The 21530-nt window shown below is 52.7% G+C and carries 22 protein-coding genes; 9 read left to right on the forward strand and 13 right to left on the reverse strand.

Annotated elements, in window-relative coordinates:
- Window positions 1-5 precede the first annotated feature (5 nt).
- Window positions 6-1109: a M20 peptidase aminoacylase family protein gene (locus tag IP581_RS03080; RefSeq protein WP_097401178.1), complete on the forward strand. Its 1104-nt coding sequence runs from the start codon at window positions 6-8 to the stop codon at window positions 1107-1109.
- Between the two features lies 1 nt (window position 1110).
- Here the strand turns inward: IP581_RS03080 and IP581_RS03085 are convergent, their stop codons facing one another.
- The gene (locus IP581_RS03085) at window positions 1111-1626 is read right to left on the reverse strand and encodes a VOC family protein (protein WP_086870330.1); all 516 of its coding nucleotides are present in this window, start codon (window positions 1624-1626) and stop codon (window positions 1111-1113) included.
- A gap of 96 nt (window positions 1627-1722) precedes the next feature.
- Between IP581_RS03085 and IP581_RS03090 the strand changes: the two genes are divergently transcribed.
- The 3 genes from IP581_RS03090 (at window position 1723) to IP581_RS03100 (ending at window position 4053) form a co-directional block, all read left to right on the forward strand.
- Complete coding sequence (locus IP581_RS03090; RefSeq protein ID WP_086870332.1) at window positions 1723-1995, forward strand: type II toxin-antitoxin system RelB/DinJ family antitoxin; 273 nt, start codon at window positions 1723-1725, stop codon at window positions 1993-1995.
- On the forward strand, window positions 1982-2287 hold the full coding sequence (locus IP581_RS03095; RefSeq protein WP_193821735.1) for a type II toxin-antitoxin system RelE/ParE family toxin: 306 nt from the start codon (window positions 1982-1984) through the stop codon (window positions 2285-2287). The genes IP581_RS03090 and IP581_RS03095 overlap by 14 nt, the downstream gene beginning before the upstream one ends.
- Window positions 2288-2682: 395 nt before the next feature.
- The gene (locus IP581_RS03100) at window positions 2683-4053 is read left to right on the forward strand and encodes an NAD-dependent succinate-semialdehyde dehydrogenase (RefSeq protein WP_193821736.1); all 1371 of its coding nucleotides are present in this window, start codon (window positions 2683-2685) and stop codon (window positions 4051-4053) included.
- Window positions 4054-4096: 43 nt separating this feature from the next.
- Here IP581_RS03100 and yjiA read toward each other — a convergent pair whose 3' ends face one another.
- Genes yjiA through IP581_RS03115 form a run of 3 tightly spaced genes read right to left on the reverse strand, consistent with a single transcriptional unit; the run spans window position 4097 to window position 7474 of the window.
- Entirely contained in the window at window positions 4097-5053 is a 957-nt protein-coding gene (gene yjiA, locus IP581_RS03105) for a GTPase (protein WP_086870338.1), read from the reverse strand.
- 10 nt (window positions 5054-5063) lie between these two features.
- Window positions 5064-5267, reverse strand: a complete 204-nt coding sequence (locus IP581_RS03110) for a YbdD/YjiX family protein (RefSeq protein ID WP_007373011.1) — start codon at window positions 5265-5267, stop codon at window positions 5064-5066.
- 53 nt (window positions 5268-5320) lie between these two features.
- Window positions 5321-7474, reverse strand: a complete 2154-nt coding sequence (locus IP581_RS03115; RefSeq protein WP_193821737.1) for a carbon starvation CstA family protein — start codon at window positions 7472-7474, stop codon at window positions 5321-5323.
- A 350-nt stretch (window positions 7475-7824) separates the two neighbouring features.
- Here IP581_RS03115 and tsr point away from each other — a divergent pair, with 350 nt between their 5' ends.
- Window positions 7825-9495: a methyl-accepting chemotaxis protein gene (tsr, locus tag IP581_RS03120; RefSeq protein WP_193821738.1), complete on the forward strand. Its 1671-nt coding sequence runs from the start codon at window positions 7825-7827 to the stop codon at window positions 9493-9495.
- Window positions 9496-9580: 85 nt separating this feature from the next.
- Window positions 9581-10393, forward strand: a complete 813-nt coding sequence (locus IP581_RS03125) for a GNAT family N-acetyltransferase (protein WP_193821739.1) — start codon at window positions 9581-9583, stop codon at window positions 10391-10393.
- A 3-nt stretch (window positions 10394-10396) separates the two neighbouring features.
- Here IP581_RS03125 and opgB read toward each other — a convergent pair whose 3' ends face one another.
- From opgB to IP581_RS03165, 8 genes are all read right to left on the reverse strand, one after another.
- On the reverse strand, window positions 10397-12685 hold the full coding sequence (opgB, locus tag IP581_RS03130; RefSeq protein ID WP_193821740.1) for a phosphatidylglycerol--membrane-oligosaccharide glycerophosphotransferase: 2289 nt from the start codon (window positions 12683-12685) through the stop codon (window positions 10397-10399).
- Window positions 12686-12908: 223 nt separating this feature from the next.
- Window positions 12909-13406, reverse strand: a complete 498-nt coding sequence (locus tag IP581_RS03135) for a DUF2501 domain-containing protein (RefSeq protein WP_193821741.1) — start codon at window positions 13404-13406, stop codon at window positions 12909-12911.
- 75 nt (window positions 13407-13481) lie between these two features.
- A complete protein-coding gene (gene dnaC / locus IP581_RS03140) occupies window positions 13482-14219 on the reverse strand; it encodes a DNA replication protein DnaC (RefSeq protein WP_017457818.1) in 738 nt (245 codons plus the stop codon).
- A 2-nt stretch (window positions 14220-14221) separates the two neighbouring features.
- Window positions 14222-14761 carry a primosomal protein DnaT gene (dnaT, locus tag IP581_RS03145; protein ID WP_193821742.1) on the reverse strand — a complete coding sequence of 180 codons (540 nt, stop codon included), beginning with the start codon at window positions 14759-14761 and terminating at the stop codon, window positions 14222-14224.
- 160 nt (window positions 14762-14921) lie between these two features.
- Window positions 14922-15350 carry an organic hydroperoxide resistance protein gene (locus IP581_RS03150; protein ID WP_086870353.1) on the reverse strand — a complete coding sequence of 143 codons (429 nt, stop codon included), beginning with the start codon at window positions 15348-15350 and terminating at the stop codon, window positions 14922-14924.
- Between the two features lie 83 nt (window positions 15351-15433).
- Window positions 15434-15889 (reverse strand): MarR family winged helix-turn-helix transcriptional regulator, encoded by a 456-nt coding sequence (locus IP581_RS03155; RefSeq protein ID WP_193821743.1) that lies wholly within the window; start codon window positions 15887-15889, stop codon window positions 15434-15436.
- Between the two features lie 319 nt (window positions 15890-16208).
- Complete coding sequence (locus tag IP581_RS03160) at window positions 16209-16682, reverse strand: threonine/serine exporter (protein WP_193821744.1); 474 nt, start codon at window positions 16680-16682, stop codon at window positions 16209-16211.
- The gene (locus IP581_RS03165; RefSeq protein WP_193821745.1) at window positions 16673-17449 is read right to left on the reverse strand and encodes a threonine/serine exporter family protein; all 777 of its coding nucleotides are present in this window, start codon (window positions 17447-17449) and stop codon (window positions 16673-16675) included. Before IP581_RS03165 ends, IP581_RS03160 begins: the two co-directional genes overlap by 10 nt.
- 532 nt (window positions 17450-17981) lie before the next feature.
- On the opposite strand from IP581_RS03165, the gene IP581_RS03170 reads away from it, so the two are divergent.
- Window positions 17982-18704, forward strand: coding sequence for a response regulator transcription factor (locus tag IP581_RS03170; RefSeq protein WP_193821746.1), 723 nt, complete (start codon window positions 17982-17984; stop codon window positions 18702-18704).
- An 11-nt stretch (window positions 18705-18715) separates the two neighbouring features.
- Window positions 18716-19336, forward strand: a complete 621-nt coding sequence (gene bglJ, locus IP581_RS03175) for a DNA-binding transcriptional activator BglJ (RefSeq protein WP_193822635.1) — start codon at window positions 18716-18718, stop codon at window positions 19334-19336.
- 52 nt (window positions 19337-19388) lie between these two features.
- Here bglJ and IP581_RS03180 read toward each other — a convergent pair whose 3' ends face one another.
- On the reverse strand, window positions 19389-19847 hold the full coding sequence (locus IP581_RS03180; protein WP_097401194.1) for a YbaK/EbsC family protein: 459 nt from the start codon (window positions 19845-19847) through the stop codon (window positions 19389-19391).
- A 339-nt stretch (window positions 19848-20186) separates the two neighbouring features.
- Here IP581_RS03180 and IP581_RS03185 point away from each other — a divergent pair, with 339 nt between their 5' ends.
- Window positions 20187-21527, forward strand: a complete 1341-nt coding sequence (locus tag IP581_RS03185; protein ID WP_086870365.1) for a PTS sugar transporter subunit IIC — start codon at window positions 20187-20189, stop codon at window positions 21525-21527.
- Window positions 21528-21530: the final 3 nt, after the last annotated feature.

Raw genomic sequence — 21530 nt, forward strand, 5'->3', positions numbered from 1 at the left:
AAGACGTGTCACGCACACTTGAACATTTTAATTACCTGCATCAGATCCCGGAACTCGGGTTCGAAGAGTATAAAACCTCCGCTTATATCGCCGGGGTACTGGAAGCGGCGGGCTATCAGGTTACGCGCCAGGTCAACAACACCACCGGCATTGTCGCAGTGCTGGACAGCGGTAAGCCGGGGCCAGTGCTGGCGCTGCGCGCCGATATGGATGCGCTCGGGCATATCATTGACGGCGAGCATGTCGCACGCCATACCTGCGGGCACGATGGGCACTCAACCGTGGTGCTGACCACGGCGCAGGAAGTCATCGCCGAAGGGCTGGTGAAAAAGGGCACGCTGAAGTTTATCTTCCAGCCCGCAGAGGAGCTGGGCACCGGGGCGATTGCGCTGACGGAGGCTGGCGTGCTGGACGATGTCGACATGCTGCTTGGTTTCCATCTGCGCCCGCTGGAAGAGTGCCCGATGGGCCAGGCGGTTCCGGCGATGTATTACTCGGCGTCAGCCACGGTTGAAGTGGTGTTCCACGGTAAAGCGGCGCACGCGGCGCGCCCCCACTTAGGTGTAAACGCGCTGGACGCCGCCGCTCACGCTGTGCAGGCGGTCAACGGTATTCATCTTGCGCCCTCGCTCACCTGGAGCGCGAAAGCGACGCGTTTTCTCTGCGACGCCGGGGTGACCAACTCGATTCCGGACAACGCGCTGGTGTGCTGGGATCTGCGTGCGGCGGAAAACGAGGCCATGGATGCGCTAAAACCGCAGGTACTGCGCGCGATTGAAAGCAGTGCGGCGGCATACGGCGCACGGGCTGAGATCCGCATTCTGAAAGAGATGCCGGCGGCGATCATTGATGACGAGGCAACCGACGTGGTTTCCCGCGCCATTCGCAGCGTGTTTGGCGATAGCGGGCTGACCGCGCCAAAATCCACACCCGGCAGCGAAGACTTTTTCCACTACTTGCGCCTGCGCCCGCAGGTAAAAGGTGGTTTCTGGGGGCTGGGCGCCAACCTGACGCCGGGTCTGCATCACCCGGACATGCATTTTGATCGCGACGCGTTAGCGCTCGGCGTGAAAGTGTTTAAAGCCTGCGTGCAGGATGTGCTGGGCTGATTTACGGCTTCCAGCGACGCAGCGTGGTATCGCGTTCATAAGGCATCGGCGCGGGCCAGGTAATAAACTCGACGATGCTACCCCAGGGCGTGCGCCCATAGCAAAAGCAGTTGCCTGCGCCTTTCTCTGTCGGAAAACCGAGCGGTTGCGGCGCGGTAAACACCTCGCCGCCCGCATCCGCAAAGCGCTGCAGCGCAACATCGATATCATCGCAATAAACCGCAAAATGTTGCAGGCCAACATCGCTGGCCCGCAGCGGCTCACGCTGTTCTGGCCCGTGCATTTCGAAGAGTTCGATACCGGGGCCGTGCTGAAGTTTGAGCATGCGTATTGATGTGATGGTCGTACCCGGCACGAGACGCAACGTTTTTTGCTGCGCCTCGTTATCAAGGTTTTTATCTTCTGGCGCAACGGACTGATAAATCAGCTCCGCGCCCAGCGCTTCAATTAAAAAGCGGGTAGCGTCTTCAATATCCGGAACGGTAATACCAATATGATCGATGCCGCGAATGCTCATGTATCCTCCTGTTAATTGCTCTTTTTTAAGCATAGAACAGATGCAGATGGTGCTTTTTGTGGCTACAATGTGGCTACAAAAAGCACAGGAGGTTTTATGGATTCCATTATTCGATCGCGCATTAACAGCGATTTAAAAGCCCGCGCCGGTTCAGTGCTTGAAAGCTGTGGCCTGAACTGGAGCACCGCCATTCGCTTGTTTGCCGAGCAAATCGTAAAAACGGAAGGTATTCCCTTTGAAGTCACGCGCAAACCCACGGCAAGACTGCGTAAAGCAATGACTGAAACAGAAGACATCCTCGCACATCAAAATGGACGCTTTGATGGTATTGACCAGCTTATGGACAGCTTAAACGATGGGAAAGAGTAAACGCGCACCACTGCCTTACCGTTCCGATTATACGAAAACCTTTATTAAAGCCTGCGAGCGCTACAACAGAGCTGGCCGGAGAGATATGCATGAAACCGCTGCGATAATGTCGCTGATTCTCTCCGGTAATCCTCTCCCCGCACAATATAACGATCATGCTTTAACTGGTGACATGGTGGGTTTTCGTGAATTACATATTGGCGGGGATTATTTATTGGTTTATCGCGTCGATAAAGATAAACATTTAGTCGTGTTTACCGATATCGGCACTCATGCGGAATTGTTTGAATAATTATAGCCAGGGCACCAATTAAATACCTCTGGCAGATTATTTCGCGGCGATAATAATATAGCCCGGCTTAACATGCCTATCCACCTGCTGCGAAAGCGTGGATAACACAATCGTACCGCGCTAAGAGCCTGTGTGTAACCTCAGGGAATAACAACAAAATTTACAGGCAAGTAACGCGGAGAATATCGCGGTAAATCTTAGAAAAAAATAAAAAGATAATGATCGCATTTAATTGTAATTAACGCTTCTGTTTGCTTTGGTATTAGTGCCATTTATAAAATCAGGATTTACTTTTGTTTTCTGTATCAGAAACATCTGTATATACCCAACTTTACTTTCAGGCCCGGTCGTTTTTACTACCCTTAATACCCTAAGCGGTAAATAAGGAGACCAATATGGCTTACCAGACAGTGAATCCTTTTAACAACCAGCTCATTAAAAAGTACCCCAGCCACAGCGACGCCGATATCGAGGTAGCACTTCGTAAAGCCGATGCGCTGTACCACTCTTCCTGGTCAAAGGGGGATATCGAACAGCGGTTGCCTATATTGCACAAACTTGCCGATTTGCTGGAAAGCCAGCAGGAGGAGCTGGCGAAAATCGCCAGCCGTGAGATGGGCAAGTTGATTGCGCAGAGCCGCAGTGAAGTCAAAATTTGTGCGCAGATCGCCCGCTATTACGCGGATAACGCGAAACAGTTCCTTGCGCCCGTGAAATATGAAACGGGTCTGGGAGAGGCGTGGGTGGAACATCATCCGATCGGCGTGATCATGGCGGTGGAACCGTGGAACTTCCCTTACTACCAGTTGATGCGCGTACTGGCACCGAATCTCGCGGCCGGTAACCCGGTTATCTGTAAACATGCCAGCATTGTGCCGCAGTGCGCCGAAACTTTTGCGCAGCTGGTGCGCGAAGCGGGCGCGCCGGAAGGTGCGTGGACGAATCTGTTCATCTCTTCCGATCAGGTCTCTGCGATCATTGCCGATCCACGCGTGCAAGGTGCTGCATTGACTGGATCGGAAAAAGCCGGTAGCGCGGTGGCGGCGCAAGCGGCGAAACACATCAAGAAATCGACGCTGGAACTGGGCGGTAATGACGTATTTATCGTGCTGGGCGATGCGGATCTGGAAAAAGCGGTGGAGACGGGCGTGCAGGCGCGCCTGGCGAACGCTGGGCAGGTCTGTACTGCCGCGAAACGTTTTATTATTCATCAGGATATTGCCGATCAGTTCCTGCGTAAATTTACCGAAGCCTTCAGGCAGGTGAAGCTGGGCGACCCGCTGGATGAAAGCACCACCCTTGGCCCGCTCTCCTCGAAAGACGCACTCAATACCCTGAGTCAACAGGTGAGTGAAGCGGTACAAAACGGGGCTAAACTGCACTTTGGTGGTAAACCGGCTAACAGCGAAGGCAACTTCTTCGAACCGACTATTTTGACCCATATCACGCGCGACAACCCGGCCTATTTTGAAGAGTTCTTTGGCCCGGTGGCGCAGATTTATGTTGTTAACAATGATGAAGAAGCGGTGCGCCTGGCCAACGATTCGCACTACGGCCTCGGTGGGGCGATCTTCAGTCGCAATATTCAGCGTGCCAAACAGATGGCGTCTCGCATCGAAACCGGCATGGTTTATATCAACTGGCTGACGGATACCGCCGCAGAACTGCCGTTTGGTGGGGTGAAACGCTCCGGGTTTGGCCGCGAGCTGTCTGATTTAGGCATCAAAGAGTTTGTGAATCAGAAACTGGTGGTGGTGCGACAGTAATTTCTTTTCCCTTCCTCCAGCCGTTAGGGGGAAGGGGATTTCGTTACTTCTTCAAACCCGCAAACGCGGCTCTGATCTCATCTTCTGGTAGCTGTACGCCAATAAATACCAGTGTGCTGTGCGGTGTTTCGTCGCCCCACGGACGATCCCAGTCGGCGCTGTAGAGGCGCTGCACGCCCTGAAACAGCAGGCGGTTTGGCTCACCGTCGATCCACAACATGCCTTTATAACGCAACAGTTTGTCGGCAAAGCTCAGCAACAGGTTTTCCATTACGCGGGAGACCTCGCTGATATCTACCGGGTAATCCAGCTCGACCACCAGCGAATTAATGTCGTTCTGTTTGTCGGCAATAAAGTGGAAACGCGGTTTTGCCGCCACCACGTTCTCTTCCAGCATAAAACCATTGGTATTAAACAGCTGCGCCAGCTCGATATCGCCGTGCGTCACGGTGTAAATCGGCGCGCGGGCGTTGATGCGACTTAAGCGTTCACGCAGTTTTTCGCTCTCGCCTGCAACATCCGTTTTGGTCAGCAGAATACGGTCGGCATAGCCTACTTGCGACTGTGCCAGCGTGAACTGATTCATTTGCTCATCGGCATGTACCGCATCAACCAGCGCGATGACGCCGTCCAGCAGATAGCGCTGGCAGAGGATTTCATGAGAGAAAAAGGTCTGAATGACTGGCCCAGGATCGGCCATGCCGGTGCACTCGATCACCAGCCGATCAAAGGCGATGTCACCGCGATCGAGGCTGTCGAGCAGATCCAGTAATGCATCTTCCAGCTCATTGGATCGGCTACAGCAGATACAGCCATTGGTGAGGGTTTTGATTTGCGTGGCACGATCGCCAATCAGTTGATCATCAACAGAAACTTCGCCGAACTCATTTTCGATAACGGCAATTTTGTAACCGTGTTGCTCATTGAGGATATGGCGTAAGAGGGTGGTTTTGCCGGCGCCGAGAAAGCCGGTCAACAGGGTTACAGCAATCGGGGTCATAGATTCTCCTTTAGCAACAGCGGACTCCGCCCTTGCCGTCTCCGCCGTAACGCGCTTGCTGGCGTTCGCGGAAGAACTCTTCGTAAGTCATGTATGGCTTATCCGGATGGTTGGTTTTCATATGATCAACGTAGTTGTCATAGTCCGGGATGCCAATCAGCATCTTCGCCGCCTGACCGAGGTACTTTTTTGCTTCGCCTAAGTTACCAAACATGGCTTGTCTCTGTAAAAGTTAGCCCCACTGTCGTGGGGCTAATTGTGACGCAATTAGTGATGTGAAGAGGTTTTCACACCGCCTTCCGGCACCGGCACATACGGTGTTTCTTTGTCGGTACGCACGGTGTTGTTACGTACTTTCAGCCAGGTTTTGATGCCATAGAAGATGATGCTGTACACCACCACCAGGAACAGAATACTCAATCCGGCGTTGGTGTAGTTGTTCACCACGATATGGTTCATGTTGGCAATCTGCTGCGCGGTCAGATCACCGCCACCAGCGGCGATCTTCGCTTTGTACTGGTTAGCCATATAGAGGAAGCCTTCCAGTTGCGGGTTGGTGCTGAACAGTTTCAGACCCAGCGCCCAGGTGGTGCACAGCAGCAGCCACATGGCAGGAACCACGGTGACCCAGATGTATTTGGTACGCTGCATTTTCACCAGCACTACGGTACCCAGCATCAGTGCGACGGCCGCCAGCATCTGGTTAGAGATACCGAACAGCGGCCACAAGCTTTTCACGCCGCCCAGCGGATCAACCACGCCTTGATACAACAGATAACCCCACAGACCCACGCAGCCCGCTGTGCCAATGACGCCAGCAACCAACGAGTCGGTTTTCTTCAGGAACGGCACGAAGTTACCCAGCAAGTCTTGCAGCATAAAGCGGCCTGCACGTGTACCGGCATCCAGTGCGGTGAGGATAAACAGCGCTTCAAACAGAATACCGAAGTGGTACCAGAAGCCCATGTCCGCCATCGGAATGATTTTATGGAACACATGCGCGATACCGACAGCCAGTGTTGGTGCGCCACCGGCGCGGTTCAGTACCGACGGCTCACCGATATCTTTCGCGGTTTGCAGGATCTGCTCCGGCGAAATCACAAAGCCCCAGGAGCTGACTGTTGCTGCCGCGTGCGCGGTCACGTCTTTCAGTTGCGCCAGGATCATCGGCGCGTTATCACCGCCCAGCTCATGCAGGTTCGGCATGGTAATCCCAAGGCCGGCCGGCGGGGTGTTCATGGCGAAGTAGAGACCAGGTTCGATAATGGAAGCCGCAACCAGCGCCATCACCGCCACAAAGGATTCCATCAGCATCGCGCCGTAACCGATAAAGCGCGCGTCAGTTTCATTAGCCAGCAGTTTCGGCGTGGTGCCGGACGCGATCAGCGCGTGGAAGCCCGAAACGGCACCACAAGCGATGGTGATAAACAGGAACGGGAACAGCGCACCTTTCCACAGTGGCCCAGTACCGTCGATGTACTGGGTGACCGCAGGCATTTTCAGTTCCGGGTTGAGGATCACAATACCCAGCGCCAGACCGACGATCACGCCGATTTTCAGGAAGGTCGCCAGGTAGTCGCGCGGCGCGAGGATCAGCCATACCGGCAGTAGCGCGGAGATAAAGGCGTAACCAACCAGCGCGAAAGTGATGGTGGTGTCTTTAAAGGTCAGCGCCGGGCCCCAGTACGGGTCGTGCGCGATCACGCCGCCAAACCAGATGGACGCCACCAGCAGCACAATACCGATAACCGACACTTCGCCCACGCGACCAGGGCGCAGGAAGCGCATGTAAATGCCCATAAACAGGGCAATCGGCACGGTGGAGCAGACAGTGAACACACCCCACGGGCTTTCCGCTAGCGCTTTCACCACAATCAGCGCCAGTACCGCGAGGATGATGATCATAATCAGGAAGCAGCCAAACAGCGCGATGGTGCCCGGTACGCGCCCCATCTCTTCTTTCACCATCTCACCGAGAGAGGCGCCGTTACGGCGGGAAGAGATAAACAGCACCATAAAGTCCTGCACCGCACCGGCCAGCACCACGCCCGCCAGCAGCCACAACGTACCCGGCAGGTAGCCCATTTGCGCGGCCAATACCGGGCCTACCAACGGGCCAGCCCCGGCGATAGCGGCGAAGTGGTGACCAAACAGCACGTAGCGGTTGGTCGGCACATAGTTGAGGCCGTCGTTATTGATGACCGCTGGTGTGGAACGGGTTGGATCGAGTTTCATCACCTTCTGGGCGATGTAAAGGCTGTAGTAGCGGTACGCCACAAGGTAAACGGAAACGGACGCAACCACGATCCACAGCGCGCTGACATGCTCGCCCCGGCGTAGTGCGACAACGGATAAACAGAAAGCACCGATTATCCCGAGGATGGCCCAGGGTATGTGCTTGAGTAGTTTTTTAGTATCCATATTCAGACCTGGTTTTAGCAGAAATAGTGAATGGAATTTGGAATGGTTCAATTGGCTGAAATGCTGGCATTTATGATGGCAAATTACGCGCGCGAATCGGCTGCGATTTGACTGAGTGGTTGGAAAAAGGCGGTGAGCGGTAACGAATACGTCATAAGCGGTTTTGAGGGCTGGAAAACGGTCGTGGATCTGTGACGCATGTCACGCTAAGTCCTTGTCTGGCAAGGAAGGGAGAGGATTTTACCGGGGGGCAATCAATGTATAACTGGTGAAAAAATAGCACGTTAAACCATAAAGTTTTCCTATGCCAGGCCGAAAACCTGGTATCTGTTTATAGGGAAAGAGAAAACATGTTGACTCGTATTAAACTTGTGACCAGTTTGTTGCTGGTATTGGCATTATTTGGCTTGTTACAACTCACTTCCGGCGGCTTGTTCTTTAACGCGCTGAAACAGGACAAAGAAAACTTCAACGTTTTACAAACCATTCGCCAGCAGCAATCCACGCTGAATGCTAGCTGGGTTGCGCTACTGCAAACCCGTAATACCCTGAACCGCGCGGGTATTCGCTACATGATGGATCAGAACAATATCGGCAGCGGCGCGACCGTTAACGATTTGATGCAGATTGCCAGCACCTCGCTGAAACAGGCGGAAGCGAACTGGAATGCTTACCAGGCGCTGCCGCGCGATCCGCGCCAGAGTGAAGAGGCTGCGGCAGAGATCAAACGCAACTACGACATCTACCACAACGCGCTGGCGGAACTGATCCAGTTGCTGGGCGCCGGTAAGATCAATGACTTCTTCGACCAGCCGACCCAGAGCTATCAGGATGGTTTTGAGAAACAATACGTTAACTATTTGCAGCAGAACGATAGCCTGTATGAACAAGCGGTTCGCGACAGCGAAAGCTCCTATGGTTCTGCGGTGTGGGTCATCATTACCGTGCTGATCGTGGTACTGGCGGTGATCGTCTGTGTCTGGGTTGGGATCAAAGGCGCGCTGATTAAGCCGCTCAACCATTTGATCGACAACATTCGCCATATTGCCGGTGGCGATTTGGTACAGCGCATCGAAGTGCAGGGTTCCAATGAAATGGGCGTGCTGGCAGAGAGCCTGCGCCATATGCAAAGCGAACTGGTGCGTACCGTTAGCGATGTACGTAACGGTGCCAACGCCATTTACAGCGGTGCCAGCGAAATTTCCGTGGGTAACAACGATCTCTCTTCCCGTACCGAACAGCAGGCGGCTTCTCTGGAAGAGACCGCTGCCAGCATGGAAGAGCTGACCGCCACGGTGAAACAGAACGCCGAAAACGCCCGTCAGGCAAGCCACCTGGCGCTGAGCGCGTCTGAAACCGCGCAGAAAGGCGGTAAAGTGGTGGATAACGTGGTGCAGACGATGCGCGACATTACCGCCAGTTCGCAGAAAATCGCTGACATTATCAGCGTGATCGACGGCATTGCCTTCCAGACTAACATCCTGGCGCTTAACGCGGCTGTCGAAGCAGCGCGTGCGGGTGAGCAGGGACGTGGCTTTGCGGTGGTTGCGGGCGAAGTGCGTAACCTGGCACAGCGCAGCGCCCAGGCTGCTCGCGAGATCAAAAGCCTGATTGAAGACTCTGTTGGTCGCGTTGAAGTGGGTTCGACGCTGGTGGAAAGCGCCGGTGAAACCATGGATGAGATCGTTAACGCCGTTACGCGTGTTACCGACATCATGGGCGAAATTGCCTCTGCTTCTGATGAGCAGAGCCGCGGCATTGACCAGGTTGGTCTGGCGGTCTCTGAAATGGATCGCGTTACCCAGCAGAACGCCTCGCTGGTGGAAGAGTCTGCCGCCGCTGCAGCCGCGCTGGAAGAACAAGCCAGCCGCCTGACGCAGGCCGTTTCCGTGTTCCGCATCATGCAGGATCAACGTAAAAACGCTGGCGTAACGCCAACCAGTTTCGTCAAAGCGGAACCTGCATCCGCCCTGCCGCGTAAAGCCGCGACCGATGCGGGTGAGAACTGGGAAACCTTCTAATTGTTATTTGCGCCCTGTCACACAGGGCGCATTTTCTCCCGCTTCACCGTGCTATGCTCATTGCATCATGTCGCGGAGAAGCCTTATGAACCTCGTCGCTGTTCCTGCCATCCACTATAGTTGCGAAGCGCTGACCACTATCACCGGTGCCTGTTTTGAAGGCTACCGCGTACCGTTTTCTCTGCCGCCCGATGTTTTTGCACAACGCTTTCTTGCCGAAGGGTTAAGCCTCGTCGATTCCTGCGTCTGGCTGGCAGGTGATACGCCTGCTGCAGTGGCGTTGATCGCCCGGCGTGGCGATTTCGCCCGCCTGGCGGCCTTTGCGGTTTGCCCGCAATTTCGCGGCCAGGGCGTGGGCAGACAAATATTACCGCCGTTAATGGCGACACTGCGCAGCAAAGGCGTTCGCCAGATATGGCTGGAAGTGATGAGCGATAATCATGCCGGTATCGCCCTTTATCATGCGCTGGGGTTTGCCACCGTTCAGCCGCTGTTTGGTTATCAGGGACGCGCGGATGTGGCTGAAGAGAACGGCACATTACAGGAGCGCGATCCGCTGGAAGTGGTGCGCAGCGCCATCAGTGAATGCCATGACCGGCTACCGTGGCAGGTGGATCCGCTCACTGCGGTATCGTTACCCGCGCGGGCGTTCGAGTACCGCAAACATGCTTATGCGCTGGTTTCCACTCTCGGCGACAAACCCCTGCTGCGGTTTATTTATGTGGAGTCCGAATACCGGCGCAAAGGGTTTGCCTGCGAGTTGCTGCAGGCGCTGAACCAGCATTTTCCGGCGCTTGGCACCACCGTGGCGGTGCCAGAGCGTTTTTCATCTCTGTTTCAGCGCGCGGGCTACGCCACCATGACCATCAGCCAGTACGAAATGAAAGCGGAACTGTAGCGGTCAGCCTTCACGGTTCACCACTTTGATTTCCACCAGGCCGACGCCCAGTTTGCGCGGCGAATGACCAAGAATATTACCTTCGTTGGTGGATTGCGGTTCCGGCGGCACGATGACCAGCCGGTTGCTGTGAGACGGATTGCTAAAGTGCAGCGTGGTGGTGCTGAGCTCATTACCCAGCGTCAGCGTTTGTTGTTGATCGCCAACGCGCACCGGAATTGGCCGATTGGCATTCGGGCCATAGGCTTTGGCGGTGATCACCAGCTCAAACTGTTCCGGCAGCGGTTGGTTATATTCGATAGCCACTTCCTCGCCCAGATTGGCATTCGACCAGCGCCCCCAGCTTTCCGGCCGGGAGAGGCCGCTGAACTGTTTTATCTCTTCCGGCGCGCCCGCCACGTTAAAGACAAAACTGTCGGCTTTGTAGCGAATGCTATCGTCGAGGATCTTCAGGGTATCGACGTTTTTCTGGTAACGATCGCTACTGATCACCGTTTGTTTAAACGCGGTTTTCCCTTTCCACTGCACTTTGTCGACACGCTGGACTTGCTGTTCGCCGCCCAGTTGCCCCTGCGAGACGCACCAGTCGGTAGACAGCGCCAGTTCCGGTGACCATAAGCGCGCCATTTTGTAGCATTGGTCGATCCAGACGAAATTATCGCGCGGGGCGAAATCCGCCAGCTGGAAGCGCAGCGGTGCAGAATACTCACTCTCTGGCAGCGGTTCGACTTTATCCGATACCCGCACCAGCAGTGGCAACCGGAACTGGCTGCCAGAGAAGGCCACCATCTGTTTATCCGTATCGATGGTGAAATCTTTCATCTCTTTCGGGAAGTTCCACAGACGGATAATGTCCGGTTTCCACGCCAGCATTTTCGCTTTCATATTGAGGAAAATCCCCGAAAGCGACTGCCCGGACAGGCTGCTACGACCAAGGCCGAGGAAATTATCGCCGCCGAGAATATCCAGCACGGTTGCGCCGTTATCAAGGGTACTGCGCTTAATCCCGGAGATATCCTGCTGCGGTTCATCGCCGCGCAGCACAAAGAACAGGTTGCTGCGATCGTGCTTGTTGAGGTATTTCCATGCGGTGTTATTCATCGCCAGGTGATCCGACGACACCACGATCACTGTGTCTTTAAACCACGGTGAGGCTTTGATTTTATTGATAAGCGCGGCGATATTTTGCTGGCTGCAGGTTACCGCGCTAAATGACTGGTTCGGCTTGCCATCGTAGGCATAACGTTTACGTTCGCAGCCGCGCGAGATAAAACCGTCCGGGTGGTGGGTATCTACCGTCAGTGCAAACAGCGAAAAGCGTTTACCGGAACGGGAGAGTTCCTCGTACTGTTTCCACACGGTATCCAGCACTGTATCGTCATAAAAACCCCAGTCGTTACGGTAATGCGGGTCCGCTACCTCTTTTTTTAGCTCTTCTGCGCCGGTCAGGTAATCAAAACCGTGGGATTTCAAAAACACATCTTTCCCGGCAAAACGCAGGTTAGCCCCCTGAATGAAGTGGTTTTCATAACCTGAATTTTTCAGGATGTCACCAAGGCAAAGATTCTGCGGAAAGAAGCTGGAAACGGAGGCCGACGCGTTGCCTTCGAACGGCGCGAACAGCGGGATACCGCACTGCGATGAGACCATGCCGGCGATAGTGTAATCGGTGCCGGGTAGCTGTTCGGTATGGCTAAAATCAATACCTTCTTCTTTAAGCGCCCCCAATTCTGGCGTCAGGCCGGGAAACGCTTCCTCGTTAAAATAGGTGCGCTCAAGGCTTTCACCGTAGATGTAAACGAGGTTCAGTTTGGGGTTGGGGATCTGCTTTGCCGGCACTTTATAAAAAGTGGCAAAGTCAGGATCGCCTTCGCGCGTCTGGGATTTTACCAGCTCGGTAATCTGGCGGAACGCCGGGCTGGCGTCTACCGAACCGAGCGCCAGCGCAAGTGCAAGTAAGCTATAGCCGAAATGGTGTGGCAGATGGCGACGACGGCGCAGCACCCAGCCGAGCGCGCAAAACACCGCCACCAGCGCTAACACTAATCCTGCGCCGGGAAGCAGATATTTGCCGACCCCTGCGCCTGTCAGGCTGTTGGTCAGGGTGTATAACACCGCGTCGTTGATGCCGTCGCCAGTAAAATAATTGCTGGCGTAAAGCGTGATATTCAGGATGACAAACAGACCCAGCACCAGCAAGGTGGCGCTAAACCACCAGGTATTACGGCCCGCTTTCCAGGCATAGATAGCCACAGAGGCAAGAAACAGCGCGATAGAGAGCAACTCGGACAACCGTTATTCCTCATCAACGCCAGACATATTGCTGGCCATTAAATTTTGTAACAGGGCGTATAATTTAATGTTGGTGTCACATATCTGCAATTGTAGTGTCACTTTATAACGAGCTTATTCAGAATTGGTTTAGAAAAGCGTAATAGTGATGGCCGTCGCACTGGCGGCGTTCCGGTAACGTGGGGAAGGGGAAGGCCGCGTTCTGGCTGAACGCGGCGGGATATCAGGAGAGGAAATTAACGCCCTGCTTAAGGACGATATCGCAGGCTTTGGATTTCACTTTTTCCGCCAGCGGCGTACTACCGATGTTGCTCAAATTCAGCTGTTCACCGTTTTTGGTGTTCAGCATGCCCTGGATCCCTTCGAGATAATTGGTGTCTTGCTTTTGCTGAGCGGCACCCAGACCCAGTTTATCCAGCACCTGGTTTTTCACATTTTCGGTATTCGTCAGGCTGGAGAGCTTGTTTTTCGCACACCAGCTCATCACGCCCGCCGCGTTGTTCATGGTGCCAGCGCTCAGCGCCTGGTTACCGCCATTAAGCAGGCTTGTCAGGGAAGAGAGCGACAAGCTCCCTTGTTGAGAGGATGAGGCGGTGGATTTTTGGCTGAGCTCGCTGGCGGCGCTGGAAAGCGTGTCCTGCCAGGAGGCGGCTTGCGCAAAACCGGTGAGCAGCGCGCTACCGAGTGCGGCGCCGCAAAGCAGGCGTTGGGTAAATTTCATATCGTGCGGATCCTGATGTCAACGAAGGCGGCCAGTATACACCCGGGCGCGGGCGCGCCACGGATGGGAAAACTCTCAATACTCTTTACCGGTGACGCGGCTGCGGTAACTCTCCCAGTTGAAAATCACCCACAGGCTGTTGCCGAGGCGCATCCTGTCCATCACGCGTTCGCCCAACAGCTTATTCATCTCTTCCAGGTTGCTGTTGGTCAGCATGCCTGTCGGGCGCTTGGACGAAGAACGGCGGTCAACAATCTGGTTGATAATGACTTTTTCGTAGCGGGATTCCGTCTGCATACCGATTTCATCAATCACCAGCAGGTCAACGCTGCTTAAATCATTGAGCAACTGCTCTTCGCTGTTTTCTTTATTGCCGAAGGTCTCTTTCATCGCCGACATAATGTCGGCAACGGTAATGATCAGCACCGATTTACCGCGTAACAGCAGTTCATTACAGATAGCCGCCGCCAGATGATTTTTACCGGTTCCCGGTTTGCCCGAAAAGATAAAACTGGCGATGTTACCGTCGAACTCTTCTACATATTGCCGTGCCTGGCTCAATGCCCGCATCTGGCCTTCCGTCTCAACACGATAGTTATCGAAAGAGCAGTTCTGATGCAGGGGACGAATGCCGGAACGGTTGAAGGTGCGCTGCATTTTCATAGCGCGATTTTCGCGCTCCAGCGCCGCCGAACGGATTTCGCCTTGTTGCTTCTGCCAGGCCATCAACTCTTCGCCGGTTTTAAAAGCAGGCTCGGTGTTGGCTGGCATCATTTTTTGCAGTCGCTTCATCAATTCGCCGACGTTTTTCATCGTTATCCTCTAAAACCTGGTGGGATTTGATTATCCGGTTCGGACAGGGCGTTAATATCCCGCTTTGTTGCGCCGTTCTGGCTGCTACGGCCCATTTGCAGGCTACGTGCCAGTTTTTGCTGCCACTGGACGTGATGGAAAACTTTGCCTTCTGCCTGCCAGTAAGCCACGAACGAGGCCAGCTCTTCCGGCGTTGCGGGCTGGGCCAGCGCAATGCCCCACATCGCCGCCAGGCGCTGAAAGTCAGCATCTGGCTGCCAGCCTGCGTACATGGCGAATTTGCCCATGGGCACATTTACCGGCGCGGCGGCGGGTTCTTCGTAAAATTGTGCATCGAGCGAAATATCGCTCACTGGGCGCGCCAGCTGTGCTTCGAGCGCCAGAAGCTGTTCAAGGCGCTGCGGCGTAATAGCGTAAAACGCGGGGCGATTATTGGCAAAAACGGCGATGGCGCCGCCTTCCGTGCGTGCCAGCACGCTGGCGGGATCGCGCACAAATTCATCAATGCCAATGACATTCGGCGTCAGGATTCTGGAAGACATAACGCGTTCTCAAACAGGATTACTACGGATACGGCGCACTGTGCTTTTTTCACACAGGCATAATCACACATAGTAACACAGTGAACGCAAAGGGCAGTACCGCACGAAAAAGCCGGGTTTCCCCGGCTTGTGATTTTCCTGATACGTTAGCTTGTTAGCGTTACGCGATGATATTCAGCGTAACGTCGATGTTGCCACGCGTGGCATTGGAGTAAGGGCAAACAATATGCGCGGCATCGACCAGTTTTTTGGCTTCGGCGGCGTCCATCCCCGGCAGGTGGATGTTCAGTTTGGCTTCGATACCAAAACCGGTGGGCAAAGGCCCGATACCGACTTCACCTTCAATAAAAGCCTCTTTTGGCATGCTGATTTTGTCGCGACCGGCGACAAATTTCATGGCGCCGAGGAAGCAGGCGGAGTAACCCGCAGCGAACAGCTGTTCCGGGTTAGTGACTTCGCCACCCGCGCCGCCCATCTCTTTCGGCACGCCCAGTTTGACATCCAGTACGCCGTCGGAAGAGGTTGCGCGACCATCACGGCCTCCGGTTGCTTTGGCTTTGGCAGTGTAAACCACTTTTTCTAAAGACATGGCAGGTTCCTTATTATCTAGAGTGTTTGCTATAAAGTAGCGTGCTATTTTGTTGCTGGAAATAAACTCCCTGCAAAGGGAGCTTATGCCCGTTGAAACTGTTGGCGAAGCCGTTCCAGTTGCTGCTTGAGATCGGCAAGCGTTGCGCTATCACAAGCCATTGCACAGCCGATTGCTTCCGGAATCGACGTCGCTTGCTGCTGCAGTTCATGCCCGCTTTCGCTTAAGGTGATCACCACCTGACGTTCATCCTGGCGCGAACGTTGACGACGAATCAACCCGGCGCTTTCCAGACGCTTCAGCAGCGGCGTCAGCGTGGCGGAGTCAAGAAACAGGCGCTCGCCAATTTCCGACACCGTGATGTCATCTTTCTCCCACAGCACCAGCATCACCAGATATTGCGGGTAGGTGAGATTCATCGGTGCCAGTAGCTGCCGGTAGAGCTTATGCAGCGCCAGATTTGTTGAGTACAGCGCAAAACAAAACTGGTTATCTAACGCGAGCTGCGCATTCGCGGTTGGAGTCGATGTTTTCTTCATGGAATTGAATATATATAGCGTGCGATTTTATTGCAAGTTATTTTTTTGAACAGGTAGACGCATGAGAACTTGCCTGTGGTTTCAACATGGTATTGGCGCTTCGCAACCCGGACCGGGGGTTTTGTAAAAAGGGTTGCGAAAGAGTCAGTATCGTCGATCCGGTGAAAACGAACATTGCTTACTGAGTGTTTGGTAAATCGCTGCTTTAGAAAATCTTTCTCTATCATGTGATTACGTTGCACGTTCCGCAATGGCTGTCAGTCTCTATGCCTCAAGATTATTACCGGCAGATGTTGACTGCGACGGCAAAAAATGGACCTTATACGCGGGGGCGTTTGCGGTAAATCCACAGACCAGGAATCGACAGGCCAATAGAGAGTGCCCCGACAATCGAGGATGCTTTCAGGAAATTCGTCAACAGTAAAATCATCAGTTCTTCGTTGTAGCCAAAATGGCCAATCTTCACCGCCGAAATCATCGCGGTATAAGCGGAAATGCCCGGAAACATAGGGATCACCGCCGCCACGGTAAAGACTTTCGGGTGCGCCAGATACCAGCGTGACCAGTGGATGCCAATCGAGCCGACCAGCATTGAGGCGGCAAAGGTCGACCATTCGATATTGAATCCCCAGTGCACCATAGCGAAGCGCGAACCATGACCAATCGCGCCAAGCAGCGCGCACCAGGGTAGGGCGCGGTGCGGCACGTTAAATACCATGGCAAAGCCAACGGCAGGGATGGTCGCCAGTAACATATCCTGCGCCAGTGCAAGAAGGAACAAAATTACATCCATCCGCGTAACCCCCACAGTGTCATTGCCATTACCACACCAATACAGGTGGCAAGCGTTAATAAGCTGGCGATTGCCCAACGTGCAAGCCCCGTATTGATATGCCCTTTAAACATATCGGCAACCGAGTTAATCAGCGGAAACCCCGGTACCAAAAGCAAAACGCTGGCCGCCATGGCGACGGTGGATGATTGCAGAAAAACGGGCAGCGTCAGCATCAGGCCGGAAACTGTCGTAGCGACAAAAGCGGTGATACAAAAGTTGATTTGCGGATGTAAGTGACGACCTGCCAGAACCAGGCGAACATACATCGCGACACTACTGGCACAAAAAGTTATAAAAGCACCATCCCAGCCGCCATTATTGAGCTTGCAAAAGCAGGCACAAGAGAGACCTACCATCAACGTGACCAGCCAGCGTGGGTAGCGTAAGGGTTTGACCTGAGCGAAGCGCTTCTCGACGTCTTTACAATCCAATAACTTATGTTCAGCGAGAATGACAATATGCTGGACTTCCGTCACCACGTGCATATTGATGCCGCGATCGCTATTTTTGCGGGTTGAAGTGAGGCACTTTCCGTCTTTAATGGTGGTAAGGACAATGGCATTGGAAGAAATCGAGCTTTCAACACTGTCCATGCCCAGCGCCAGTCCCAGACGCGTTGAAAGCTCCTCAACCAGCGCGCTCTCAGCGCCGTGCTGTAACAAAAAAAGGCCGCACTGAATGCACAGCCGCGTAATGGCCCGCTGTGATGACTGGTCTGTTTGCATGATTACCCTGGTATTGTTGCACTGACGCTCACGAAGGATGGAGCGGAAAGCCTATTTTTAGCACAGGACAAGGGCTGGATGACGCTAAGAAAGATCAAGAATTGTGCATTAAATCACGCTTGTTCATGTTCAAAAGGAGAGCTTAACGCATGTTAAGAATGACGTGATAACGGAAAAGAAACAGCAGATTTTTTCTACTTAGCTGAGAATAATGATGAAGTTAGCGTTAATAAGATCTTATCTATTATTTAAGATAATTGTTTTTTCCTTATATTAATATATGTCGGCTCTTTTAAATTTCTTATTTTATTATTAATAATGTATCGGATATTTTAATGCGCATTGTGCAATGTTGACACACTACTTGTGGATATTATAATTCAGTACATTATATTTGTTGTCATTCATAAACTGTGCCAATTTTATAGTGACTGCATCAAAAAGGTGTTGCTACTTTACGCAATATGAGTATTAACTGAGTAAATACTTATAAATAAGATTGATAGAACGCGCAAATGGAAGCGGAGGTTTTATGCTATCGAAAGACGGCAATCAGGGGATTATCATCAGCAAAACGCCAGTGCTTAGGGTCGGGATTGGCGGCATTCTTGAGCGACATTTCCCGGAATATGCACTTAATTATTATTCGTCAGTGGAAGAGGTTGCACCGCTCAAATTAAAATCTGCCAGACTGATAATCACTGACTTATCAGGGGAACAGCGCTATGCAAGAAAAAGCTGTCAGCAATATTATTCACTGTTTCCTCAATGCGATAACGCACGCTGGTTATTCTTCGTCTCGCGCAGCCTCTATCCTGTGGCTGCTGAGCTTCTTATGCAGCCCAAAACGACATTGCTGGCGGACGTGGAACCGATCGAGGGTGTAATTGAGGCGATTCGTAATGGGCATAAGGACGTTGAGAATATTAGCCAAACCTTATTGACTTCAGGATGGCATAAACACAACGACAATTCTTTTTCTAACGCAATGTTAACGTTGTCTGAGCGTAAAGTGTTACGTCTCCTCGGGAAAGGGTGGGGTATTAATCAAATCGCCACACTGCTTAAAAAAAGTAATAAAACAGTCAGTGCGCAAAAGAACAGCGCAATGCGGCGATTATCACTTCGTAGTAATGCAGATTTGTATACATGGATTAATAGCAGTCAGGGAATGAAACAGCTGGATTTTGGTACGGCGGACGGAGAACATAATGAATGGAAAATACCAGGAAGAAGGGAAATGTTGCCATCATAGAAAAATGCATAATGAGCGGGGAGGGTCTACGACATTTATTTGATGAATCTGCTATTAATCACTATCAATTTTATTTTTTTAAAGACCATTCGGCGTTTCGGCAGGCGCTGAAACAGACTTCGTTTTTTTCCGTTATCTATTCCCTTTTTGGTCAGCGGAAAGAACGACTCGAATGTCTGATGTGTCTGCATTTACTCTCCCTTTCTCATCCAGAAATGCAACGCATTGTATTAGCGGGAGACAACCGTGAAGCGCGGCTGGTTGGGCATCTCTCCCCCTCACGGTTGCACGGGATATTAAGCAAATCATCGCCACTTTCTGTACTACTGGAGGAGTTGGTCACGTTGTTTGGTGAAACGCGGCGTATTAACGAAAACATGATTAACCATTGGTATGTTAGCCAGTGTCGTATGCTCAGCCCGACCGAAAGGGAAATTCTGAACTACATGACGCGAGGTTATTCTGTGGCCGAGATTGCATCGCAGCTGGATCGTAACGTGAAAACTATTCGCGCGCATAAATTCAACGCGATGGCAAAGCTGGGGGTCACATCAGATGTCGGTTTGCTTGATGCGGCGGATATTCTGACATGGAAGCCGCCCTGCGCACGCGCAACGGCTGAGTTAATGTAAAAGGGTTTTTTGGGAACTGGCGCCAGGCTACCCCTGGCGCTTTGTTATGCTACTACAGACACACATCAATCCATTTCGCGTGCGTTAACTCCGCCATTCTGTCGGGAGAAATACGAATCGCGCTGTGAATTGCTCCCGCCGCCGGTAACACTTCCTGATAGCGTTTTAGCGACACGTCACAATATACCTGGAGCGGGTTTTCCAGACCAAACGGGCAGACGCCACCGACGGGGTGCCCGGTAATGGTGACGACTTCATCACTGCTTAGCATGCGGGCTTTCGCGCCAAAGGTATTTTTTAGTTTTTTGTTATCAAGGCGTGCATCACCTTTCGCGACGACTAATATCACTTCGTTTTTCACTTTTAACGACAGTGTCTTTGCGATTTGCCCGGGTTCGACATTATGCGCGGCGGCGGCCAGTGCCACGGTCGCTGTGCTTTGGTTAAGCTCAATAATATTGATGTCAGGGGCGTTATCGGCAAAGAACTGCCGCACGGACTGCAAACTCATGATGTTCTCCAGCTAATGACCGCCATTAATCTGTCACAAGCCTGTTATGTGTGTAAATAACCGGGCATAACAAACATCTTACTGCCAGATTCTCGATCCTCTTCACAATCGCGGAAACCGGTTACAGTAACCGGTTGCAGTGTTAACAAGCCGGGTTAATACTCATTTTGTCATTTCCCTCTGTCCATAAAATTAAAAAAGAGCCGTCTATGAAACCTACTCAACTTTGCTGTAATGCTGGTTCGAAAACCTGCATGGTTTCACGTCAACAACATGGATCGCTGCACGGCAGAACGGTTGCTGATGCGCTTACTTTGTTAGCCTGATAGGAGATCTACTATGTCTGCCAACCATGCTGCGTTTAATCTTATTTTCCGGTTTATAGAAAATTATGTCAGTCCGGTAGCCGGACGCATCTCTTCCCAGCGTCATGTAATGGCGATTCGCGACGGTTTTATCTCCGCGATGCCGTTTATGATAGTGGGTTCATTTTTGCTGGTGTTTGCCTACCCTCCATTTTCGCCAGATACGACCTGGGGTTTTGCCCGAACATGGCTGGACCTGGCGAAGCAGTATGAAGGGCGGATCCTTACGCCTTTCGATATGACGATGGGCATCATGTCTATCTATATCTGTGCGGCGATTGCTTACAACCTCGGTAAACATTATGTGAAGTCGCACCAGCTGGATCCGTTTATGTGTGCGATGCTGTCGTTGATGGCATTTCTACTGGTCGCAGCGCCGAAAACTAACGGCACATTGCCAGTGGATAGCCTGGGCGGTACCGGTATTTTTACCGCGATCCTGGTGGCAATTTACTGCGTGGAAATGATGCGTTTCCTGAAAGCACACAATATAGGCATCCGTTTGCCAGACCAGGTGCCGCCAATGATCAAAAACTCTTTTGATTTGCTGATCCCGGTTTTGGTCGTGGTGCTGACCCTTTATCCGCTGAGCCTGCTCATCCAGACGCAGTTCAACATGTTAATCCCGCAAGCCATTATGGCGCTGTTCAAACCGCTGGTGGCGGCGGCGGACTCGCTGCCGGCGATTTTGCTGGCGGTGATCATCGGTCATTTATTGTGGTTTGCGGGGATTCATGGCGCGGCGATTGTTTCCGGAATGCTGCAGATGTTCTGGTTAACAAACCTCGGGCTTAACCAGAGCGCGCTGGCACAAGGTGCGCCGTTACCGCATATCTTTATGGAAGCGTTCTGGACATTCTTTATTGTTATCGGCGGATCCGGGGCGACCATGGGGCTGGTGTTCTGCTACTTGCGTAGCCGCTCGGTGCATTTGCGTTCGATCGGACGTCTGAGCGTGGTGCCCAGTTTGTTCAACATCAACGAACCGGTTATTTTCGGAACTCCCATTGTAATGAACCCCGTGTTCTTCATCCCATTCCTGCTGGCTCCGACTCTTAACGCGATTATTGCCTGGGCGGCAATGAAACTGGATCTGATTGGCCGGGTTATCTCGGTCGTACCCTGGACCGCGCCAGCGCCGATTGGCGGCGCATGGGCATTAGGTTGGGATTTTCGCGCGGCGATTCTTGTCGTTCTGCTGGCCTGTGTCTCGGCGGTGATTTACTACCCGTTCTTCAAAGTGTATGAGAAACAGTTGCTGGAACAGGAAGCTGAGGAGGCGCAACGCGCAGAGGAAGAGAAACAAGTTGCGTGATGG

This window comes from Kosakonia pseudosacchari (genome assembly GCF_015167415.1).
Lineage (GTDB): Bacteria > Pseudomonadota > Gammaproteobacteria > Enterobacterales > Enterobacteriaceae > Kosakonia > Kosakonia pseudosacchari.

Bases quoted from the DNA above. Each gene is read 5' to 3' on its own strand.
- tsr (WP_193821738.1), top strand. From the start codon at position 7,825: ATGTTGACTCGTATTAAACTTGTGACCAGTTTGTTGCTGGTATTGGCA.
- IP581_RS03155 (WP_193821743.1), bottom strand. From the start codon at position 15,889: ATGAAGAAAACATCGACTCCAACCGCGAATGCGCAGCTCGCGTTAGAT.
- IP581_RS03135 (WP_193821741.1), bottom strand. From the start codon at position 13,406: ATGAAATTTACCCAACGCCTGCTTTGCGGCGCCGCACTCGGTAGCGCG.
- IP581_RS03165 (WP_193821745.1), bottom strand. From the start codon at position 17,449: ATGCAAACAGACCAGTCATCACAGCGGGCCATTACGCGGCTGTGCATT.
- IP581_RS03150 (WP_086870353.1), bottom strand. From the start codon at position 15,350: ATGTCTTTAGAAAAAGTGGTTTACACTGCCAAAGCCAAAGCAACCGGA.
- IP581_RS03115 (WP_193821737.1), bottom strand. From the start codon at position 7,474: ATGGATACTAAAAAACTACTCAAGCACATACCCTGGGCCATCCTCGGG.
- IP581_RS03085 (WP_086870330.1), bottom strand. From the start codon at position 1,626: ATGAGCATTCGCGGCATCGATCATATTGGTATTACCGTTCCGGATATT.
- dnaT (WP_193821742.1), bottom strand. From the start codon at position 14,761: ATGTCTTCCAGAATCCTGACGCCGAATGTCATTGGCATTGATGAATTT.
- IP581_RS03125 (WP_193821739.1), top strand. From the start codon at position 9,581: ATGAACCTCGTCGCTGTTCCTGCCATCCACTATAGTTGCGAAGCGCTG.
- IP581_RS03100 (WP_193821736.1), top strand. From the start codon at position 2,683: ATGGCTTACCAGACAGTGAATCCTTTTAACAACCAGCTCATTAAAAAG.
- bglJ (WP_193822635.1), top strand. From the start codon at position 18,716: ATGAGCGGGGAGGGTCTACGACATTTATTTGATGAATCTGCTATTAAT.
- IP581_RS03180 (WP_097401194.1), bottom strand. From the start codon at position 19,847: ATGAGTTTGCAGTCCGTGCGGCAGTTCTTTGCCGATAACGCCCCTGAC.
- IP581_RS03160 (WP_193821744.1), bottom strand. From the start codon at position 16,682: ATGGATGTAATTTTGTTCCTTCTTGCACTGGCGCAGGATATGTTACTG.
- dnaC (WP_017457818.1), bottom strand. From the start codon at position 14,219: ATGAAAAACGTCGGCGAATTGATGAAGCGACTGCAAAAAATGATGCCA.
- IP581_RS03185 (WP_086870365.1), top strand. From the start codon at position 20,187: ATGTCTGCCAACCATGCTGCGTTTAATCTTATTTTCCGGTTTATAGAA.
- IP581_RS03095 (WP_193821735.1), top strand. From the start codon at position 1,982: ATGGGAAAGAGTAAACGCGCACCACTGCCTTACCGTTCCGATTATACG.
- IP581_RS03170 (WP_193821746.1), top strand. From the start codon at position 17,982: ATGCTATCGAAAGACGGCAATCAGGGGATTATCATCAGCAAAACGCCA.
- IP581_RS03110 (WP_007373011.1), bottom strand. From the start codon at position 5,267: ATGTTTGGTAACTTAGGCGAAGCAAAAAAGTACCTCGGTCAGGCGGCG.
- yjiA (WP_086870338.1), bottom strand. From the start codon at position 5,053: ATGACCCCGATTGCTGTAACCCTGTTGACCGGCTTTCTCGGCGCCGGC.
- IP581_RS03090 (WP_086870332.1), top strand. From the start codon at position 1,723: ATGGATTCCATTATTCGATCGCGCATTAACAGCGATTTAAAAGCCCGC.